This window comes from Enterococcus sp., from assembly GCF_022711995.1.
In the GTDB taxonomy this organism is placed as follows: Bacteria; Bacillota; Bacilli; order Lactobacillales; family Enterococcaceae; genus Enterococcus_D.
In genome coordinates, this window is record NZ_JALAHI010000068.1 from 1 (window position 1) to 7282 (window position 7282).

Consider the following 7282-nt stretch of genomic DNA (forward strand, 5'->3'; position numbering starts at 1 on the left):
CTATTAAATTTCTCCTCATTAATGTTTTTTGTTTCACAAACTAAACTTCTCTATGGTATAATCATTTTGTTTTTAAGAAAACTATGGGAATACAAAGGAGAAGGTAACATGAAAAAAACAAAAATCACTTTAATCGCTGCTTCATTGCTAATGGGAGGAACTCTTTTAGCTGCATGTAGTTCTGATAACAATACAACTGCAAGTTCATCAACTGCTGCTTCAACTGCTGCTTCTACAGCAACAACTGCATCAACAGATGATGTTGTTTCAACAGCTTCAGTAAGCAACCAAACTTCAGTTATTGAAAAAGCTTTGAGTGCAGACGGTAACTGGATCGTTGCTGTTACAGATAACATGACTTTCGACAAAGACTTGACTGTTGACGGTGAATTCCATGACAAAGGAGACGCTGCAAATGATATCTACCGTAAATTTGCTTTGTACTCTCAAGATGAAAACCGTAAAGTGACTGCTCAATATACAATCACTGTTCCAAAATTAGTTGTTAATTCAGAAAACTTCAACATTGTTAACGGTGTTGTAAAAGGCGATATCGAAGTAAATGCTAAAGGTTTCGTATTGAACGGTACGAAAGTTGAAGGAAATATTACTTTCGCTTCTAAAGAAATCCAAGATTCAGCAACACTTGATAAAGAAGGCGCATCTGTTACAGGTGACGTGAAAGTTAGCGAATAAACCTACCATTTTCTTTGTGAAAAACATTTTCAAAAAAGGATCCTTGGAGTTGATTTATTTCATCTCCAAGGATCTTTTTTAGTCAATTTCCAGCCGATTCCCACTAACTTTGTGTAAGTAAATACAAAGAATTTTATCCTTTTCACCAAAATATTCCTTTTACCGTTTCCCCTTCTCGAAGAATACTTACATAGAAGGAAGAATCGATAAAAGGAATAGCTTTGTTGGTTAAGTGCTTTATTTACTGCTGGTTATTCTTCGACGAAAGCCCATTTATAATCGTACTGAACTCCAGCACCATGAGAAACCACGCCTTTGATTTTTGGTGCTCGCAAATGTGCTTCGACATTTTGATACACAGGAATGACTCCTTGTTCTGCCATAATGATGTTTTTTCTTTTTTTAGAAAATGAAAACAAAAAACTTTGTTCATCAACCGCATCCCCTCCACCATTCGATATTCGGCAAATTCCACGCATCTGACATTATCACAGGCAATTACTCTTTTATTCATTTTCCCTTTTATAGCTTCACTTCTTATTCTTCTGATTTCGCAACACGCCTAGAATCATTAAGACCGCACCGACAAAAAAGCGACACAAACACTTGATTTTCGTAGTATTGACTAGCCTCCAAATAGTCTTCCTTAGACCTTGTCAGGAAACCTGTTAATTATTCAAAGTTACTGCCGTGTCTTTGTCTCCATAAATCACCAATATGTCAAAGCTTCTGAAGTCAGAGATCCAAGACACATCGCCTACAGACTTCTATCGTTTTGTCACTTTGATAAGAAGGTGGCACCTCGTCAAAACAACTGATTAAGGTACAATTGCTAAATCAATGTTTCTTCTATCGTTAAAAGGATTTCTGTTTTACTTTGTTATGTATAGACTAACCTGCGTGTTATCTTTCACAACGATCATCCCATAAAAAAACTACCTCCAACTACTAGGTTGGAGGTAGTAAGCGTTGATTCTTATTTGACACGAAGCGCAAAACTAGCTGTTGAAAAGCCTGAACTTGCTTCCGTGACCGTGTAACCAGTACTTGGCGCATGGATAAAGCTACCGTTCCCGGTTGCGATGGCTACATGATAGGTATTGCCTTTTTCACCCCAGAATAGAAGGTCTCCTGCTTGCGCTTGAGATACGGGAATGATCGTACCAGCGCTTTCTTGAGGAACAGTCCAATCACCAATATTTTTACCCGTTACCTGTAAAAAGACATAGCGAGTGAAACCAGAACAATCAAAGACATCCGGCCCTTTGCCTCCCCATTGATAAGGTGTACCAATGTATTTACGCGCTTCTGCTACGATAGCCGCGCCATTGACAGAGGTGCTGACGTTATTATTGCCGGAGTTACCAGGATTCGTTGCGGTATTTCCGCTGACTTCTTTAACATAAGCCGCAGAAATCCAGCCACCAGTTGATAATTTATACCAAGTCGTATTGCCGTTGACGGCTGTTCCTTGTTTTTGGGCTACTGCTTTTACGACAGCGTTGCTGCTCAAACTGCTGACAACGCTTGAACTAGTCGACGCATTCGAACGCACATTCATTCCTGTCGTAGTCTGTAGATTTTTACTGATTGCTTGTTCGGCAGTGTTCGTTGATGAATTTGAATTATTGCTGCTGGATCCACCAGTCGACGGATTGCTGGTGCTACCGGCATCTTTAACATAAGCCGCAGAAATCCAACCACCAGATGATAATTTATACCAAGTCGTATTGCCGTTGACAGCCGTTCCTTGTTTTTGCGCCACTGCTTTTACGACAGCGTTGCTGCTCAAACTGCTGACAATCCTTGAACTAGTCGACGCATTCGAACGCACATTCATCCCTGTCGTAGTCTGTAGGTTTTTGCTGATTGCCTGTTCAGCAGTGTTCGTTGATGAATTAGAATTATTGCTGTTGGATCCACCATTCGATGGATTGCTAGTACTGCCGGCATCCTTGACATAAGCCGCAGTGATCCAGCCGCCAGTTGATAATTTATACCAAGTCGTATTGCCGTTGACAGAGGAACCGCCTTTTTGAGCAACAACTTTGACGGTGGTACTGTTGCTTAGGTTACCAACAACACTTCCACTAGTTGAGGCGCTGGAACGCACATTCAGTGACGCAGTTGTTTTAACATTTTTGCTGATTGCTTGTTCGGCAGTCGATGTATTCCCAGTGTTGCTCGTATTTGAACCACTGGTTACATTACTAACATAAGCGGCAGTGATCCAACCACCGTTAGACAATTTATACCAAGTTGATGTGCCGTTCACTGTTGTTCCATTTTTTTGAGCAACCACAGTGACAGTCGCATTACCACTCAATCCCCGAACGACACTCGCACTTGTTGATGCGCTAGCGCGAACATTCAATGCCGTCGTTGTTTTGACAGTTTTGTTGACCGCTGTTTCTCCACTTGATGTATTGCTTGATGAATTGCTATTGCTAGCTGTTGTCACATAAGCACCAGAGATCCAACCACCTGACGATAACTTATACCAAGTCGTATTACCATTAACGGACGTACCAGATTTTTTGGCAACAGCTTTAATCGTAGTGTTCGTTCCCACGCCATTGATAATTTTCGCACTGGTTGAAGCGTCTGAACGCACATTCAGTGACGCAGTTGTTTTGAACTGTTGGTTGATCGCTGTTTCTGACGATTGAGCAAGAGTTTTCGTTGCAGTTGATTTAGTCGACTTTGCTACTTCTGTTTCATTTACTTCTGAAGCGTTGCCCTCTGTTGCAAGGACCATCGTTGTGAAAACACCTGATGTAGATGCTAACGCCGTTGTGACTCCGATACTTTTTTGTATAAAAAGTGATCGTTTCTGTTTCACCAAACGCTTCCGAATTGCTTTACGAGATTCCAATGAAACACCCCCTCCTTTTCATTCTACCAAAATCGATTCGATTTTGACATCCTTTTCCAACCTGTAATGTTTTTTTAATGTAGGTTTAATTGTTTGTAATAAAAGAATCCTTTTCATACAGATGCTTGTTTTCCCCACAAAGATAGTTCTATTTTAATGGAAAAAAAGCAGGAATGCGAACAAAACGTACGAGAAGCATCAATAGTCAATTTGCAGCTACGATTTTCCTTTGAAAAGCAACGCATCGAATCATTCAATACCGCCTATCTCGCCCTTCGTTTTTTCACAAACCCCGATTGAAAAATAGCTTTAACCCCGTTATTCAAAAGGCAGCTATTTTATTTCTTTGTGAAATTATGCTATAGTAAAAGAAAAGGAAGAGGTGACTTGAAATGAAAACGAAATCAAAAGAAAAAGTTTATGCCGAGCGTCAGCACAGTTATAAGCAAGAAAAAGAGGAAATTTTCAAAAAAGCCCTTGCTTCTGTCCCAAAAAAAGACAAAAAATCCGCCGCTAAAGACAAATGATGCCCCTCTGCCTGCGACATTTCCTTTAGGCTGTTTTATAGCCTAAAAAAATGCCTGACTATTCAACCGATCCGAGTAAACTCTCGGTTCGGCTAAATAATCAGGTCATTTTTTTGTTATCAAAGCTTTAAAGAACCCGTCATCCCTTTGACAAACCCTCTTTGCATAAAGAGAAAAAGGACTAATGTCGGGATCGTCGCGATGACAATTGCTGTCATCTGCACGCCATAGTTAGCAACATAAGAAGCCGAGGATAAGTTCGATATCAGCAACGTCATCGTTTGACGATCTTCTGTCTGCAAAAAGATCAGCGGGAGCAAATAGCTATTCCATGCGTTCATAAAAGCATAGATAGCCGCTGCTGCATAAGTTGAGCGCATCATTGGAAAAACGATCCGAAAAAAAATCGTATACTCACTTGCTCCTTCGATCCTGCTAGCATCTAAAATGCCGTCGGGAAAGGATTTGAAATTTTGCCGAAAGAAAAAAATCAAGAAAAGATTATTGACTAGCGGCAAAATAACGGCGATCGGTTGATTTACAAGATGCAGGCCTGACATCATCTTGAACAATGGGATGACCAATGCAGCCAGCGGAATCATCATACACAGTAAAAAAAGCGAGTAAATCATTTCACTGCTGCGAGTCTGAAATTTCTCAAAACCAAATGCCGCCAATGACGTGATCAGTAAACTAAAAACAACAGTAATTCCAGAAATCTTGATTGAATTCCACATGATCAAGGAAACATTATAATTAGCAAATAGTTGCTGGAGGTTCGTGATCAGCTGATTTCCTAGTGTGAGTTTGCCAGCCGCAATCTGATTCGATGTATTTGTCGCTCCTGCGATCATCCAATAGAAAGGAAAGATCGAGACGAATGCTGCTACGATCAAAAAAAGATATTTTATCAGGGTATTCACATATCGCTTCATCGCTGCTCCTTTCTGCTTATTGTCGGTCGTCTTTCGATAATCTTAACTGCGCATAGGATAAGACCGCAATGATCACTACCAACGCCCACGACAATGTTGCTGAATAACCAAAATTTGAGGTATAGACAAATGAATGATTGTAGATCAATTGGGCTGCAGTCAACGTCGCATTTGAAGGACCGCCGCCTGTTAAATTCACCACTTCATCAAAGAGCTGAATCGTTCCGATCGTCGATGTGATCGTGGTAAAAACAATTACTGGCTTCAATTGAGGAATGATGATCCTGAAGAACTTCTGAAAGCTGTTGGCGCCATCTATATCCGCAGCCTCCAACGTATCATCTGAAATATTCTGTAATCCTGCTAAATAAAAAATCATGTTATACCCTGTCCAGCGCCAGCATAAGGCAATGATCACTGTCACTTTCGCCCAAAAAGGGCTATTTAACCAGTCTAACGGTTGTTGGATAATTCCGATTGCCAGCAAGCCCCGATTAATGATCCCACCGATCTGAAACATCATTTTAAACAAAACCGCATAGGAAACTAGAGAGGTGACACTTGGCAGAAAGAGGGCAAGCTTAAAAAAAGTTCGTCCCACCAGTTTTGGTGTATTCAATACAAAAGCCAGCAAGAGGCCTAAAAACACCATGATCGGCACTTGAAAAATCAAGAAAACAAAATTGTTGACTAATGCTTTGTGGAAAATGGTATCTTGAAACATTCGAAGGTAATTGCCTAGACCAACAAAAACAGATTGCAATCCTTGCATCGTATGAAGAGACAGATAAATTGAATACAGAATTGGATAAATCATGAAAATACTGCTTAAGATCAATGCAAAACTAATAAATTTCCATACTTCTCGCCTTTTTCTCGAAGGATTCATTTTATCCACTCCCTGCTAATGCAAATCGGCTACTCGCCGACTTGCATCGTATAATTATTTTCTGCTTCTTCCAGCATTTCGTCCAAACTCAATGCATCATCAAAATAACTTTGCATAACCCCTCGAAGAGCATCAACCGCTGCTTGCGTATTGTTGCCATAATCGACACCAGGGATTTCAGCCATCCAACTGGAAAAATCTTTATAGATTGGCTCATCATTGAAAAATGGGTCTTTGTATTGATACGCCTCCCCTTTTTGAGATGGCAAATACGTTCCCACTGCCCCATTGTCCACCAATATCTCTTGATAGAATTCATTATTGCCTGCGAATTCTGTCTTCAAGAAATCCATTGCTAGTTCTTTATTTGGCGAATCATTCAAAACTAACCAGCTTGATCCGCCTAAGTTTGAATAAGGGGTCGCCCCATCAACTGTCTCTAATTGCGGCAGATGGGTATAAGCCCACTTGCCTTTTTGATCCTCAGCAGAACGAATCGTTGCCGAAAACCAAATGGCAGAGTTAACCGCCGCAACTTCACCACTTGTAACTGCTCCGATTCCCTCAGGAGCAAAATAATCTACCGGTTTTGCTAATTCTTTCTGGTCAATCTCTTTTAGGATCGGCATCATTTCGCGGATCGCTGGATTGTCTTTCAAGAAAATTTTACCCTCTTCATCGAAATACCACAGTCCAGCAGACTGCATTGCCATCTGCAGATAATGCGTCCCACGGTTAGGAATGAACGCAACAAACCATTTACCGGTCTTTTCTTTCACATCTTCACCGATAGTGACAAATTGGGACCAAGTCAAATCTTTCATATCTGCTTCACTGTAGCCTGCCTCGCTTAAATAATCGGTGCGATAATATAATCCGGCAGAACCAGAATCAAATGGCACTGCATAGATCCCTTCTTTATAGGTAGCATTCTTTACTTTGTATTCGGCAAAATCAGCAAAATCGATGGTGTCAGATAACTCCGCAAATTTCCCTTCATAATTCGTAAGATAACTTTGTACATCATAATCATCCATCAAAACGATATCAGGCAATCCTTCTGATACCCCCGATGTGAATCCAGATACCATTTTTTGCTTTGTATCCTCATTCGACATTTCAATAACATTCACTTTGACCTCATCGTGCCCGTCCTTACGATAATAATCCCCTGCTTTTTCCATAATTGGAATATTGAAATTCGTATCCCAAGCCCAGACAGTCAATGTCTGTTTATCTGAACTAGCAAAATCTCCTGATCCACTACTCTCATTATTACTGGAACAACCAACAAGCAACGCAAAGCTCAATATACTATATAGAAAAATAAAACTTTTTTTCATTTTTCTCACCCACCAAA

Annotated in this window: 7 protein-coding genes; 2 read left to right on the forward strand and 5 right to left on the reverse strand. The window is 40.4% G+C overall.

Annotated features, from left to right (window positions below; translation table 11 throughout):
* Nucleotides 1–108 precede the first annotated feature (108 nt).
* Nucleotides 109–696: a polymer-forming cytoskeletal protein gene (locus Q0A12_RS06735; RefSeq protein WP_291291897.1), complete on the forward strand. Its 588-nt coding sequence runs from the start codon at nucleotides 109–111 to the stop codon at nucleotides 694–696.
* A gap of 251 nt (nucleotides 697–947) precedes the next feature.
* On the opposite strand, the gene Q0A12_RS06740 is transcribed toward Q0A12_RS06735, so the two are convergent.
* A complete protein-coding gene (locus tag Q0A12_RS06740) occupies nucleotides 948–1175 on the reverse strand; it encodes a hypothetical protein (protein ID WP_291291900.1) in 228 nt (75 codons plus the stop codon).
* Nucleotides 1176–1672: 497 nt separating this feature from the next.
* Nucleotides 1673–3571, reverse strand: a complete 1899-nt coding sequence (locus Q0A12_RS06745; RefSeq protein ID WP_366030970.1) for an SH3 domain-containing protein — start codon at nucleotides 3569–3571, stop codon at nucleotides 1673–1675.
* A gap of 392 nt (nucleotides 3572–3963) precedes the next feature.
* Between Q0A12_RS06745 and Q0A12_RS06750 the strand changes: the two genes are divergently transcribed.
* Nucleotides 3964–4098 (forward strand): hypothetical protein, encoded by a 135-nt coding sequence (locus Q0A12_RS06750; protein WP_291291894.1) that lies wholly within the window; start codon nucleotides 3964–3966, stop codon nucleotides 4096–4098.
* Nucleotides 4099–4217: 119 nt separating this feature from the next.
* Here Q0A12_RS06750 and Q0A12_RS06755 read toward each other — a convergent pair whose 3' ends face one another.
* From Q0A12_RS06755 to Q0A12_RS06765, 3 genes are read right to left on the reverse strand one after another with little or no spacing between them, the layout of a single operon-like run.
* Entirely contained in the window at nucleotides 4218–5033 is an 816-nt protein-coding gene (locus Q0A12_RS06755) for a carbohydrate ABC transporter permease (RefSeq protein WP_291291895.1), read from the reverse strand.
* 16 nt (nucleotides 5034–5049) lie between these two features.
* The gene (locus tag Q0A12_RS06760) at nucleotides 5050–5922 is read right to left on the reverse strand and encodes a sugar ABC transporter permease (RefSeq protein ID WP_291291896.1); all 873 of its coding nucleotides are present in this window, start codon (nucleotides 5920–5922) and stop codon (nucleotides 5050–5052) included.
* A gap of 29 nt (nucleotides 5923–5951) precedes the next feature.
* A complete protein-coding gene (locus tag Q0A12_RS06765) occupies nucleotides 5952–7274 on the reverse strand; it encodes an extracellular solute-binding protein (RefSeq protein WP_291291899.1) in 1323 nt (440 codons plus the stop codon).
* Nucleotides 7275–7282 lie beyond the last annotated feature (8 nt).

Bases quoted from the DNA above. Each gene is read 5' to 3' on its own strand.
- Q0A12_RS06735 (WP_291291897.1), top strand. From the start codon at position 109: ATGAAAAAAACAAAAATCACTTTAATCGCTGCTTCATTGCTAATGGGA.
- Q0A12_RS06740 (WP_291291900.1), bottom strand. From the start codon at position 1,175: ATGCGTGGAATTTGCCGAATATCGAATGGTGGAGGGGATGCGGTTGAT.
- Q0A12_RS06750 (WP_291291894.1), top strand. From the start codon at position 3,964: ATGAAAACGAAATCAAAAGAAAAAGTTTATGCCGAGCGTCAGCACAGT.
- Q0A12_RS06755 (WP_291291895.1), bottom strand. From the start codon at position 5,033: ATGAAGCGATATGTGAATACCCTGATAAAATATCTTTTTTTGATCGTA.
- Q0A12_RS06760 (WP_291291896.1), bottom strand. From the start codon at position 5,922: ATGAATCCTTCGAGAAAAAGGCGAGAAGTATGGAAATTTATTAGTTTT.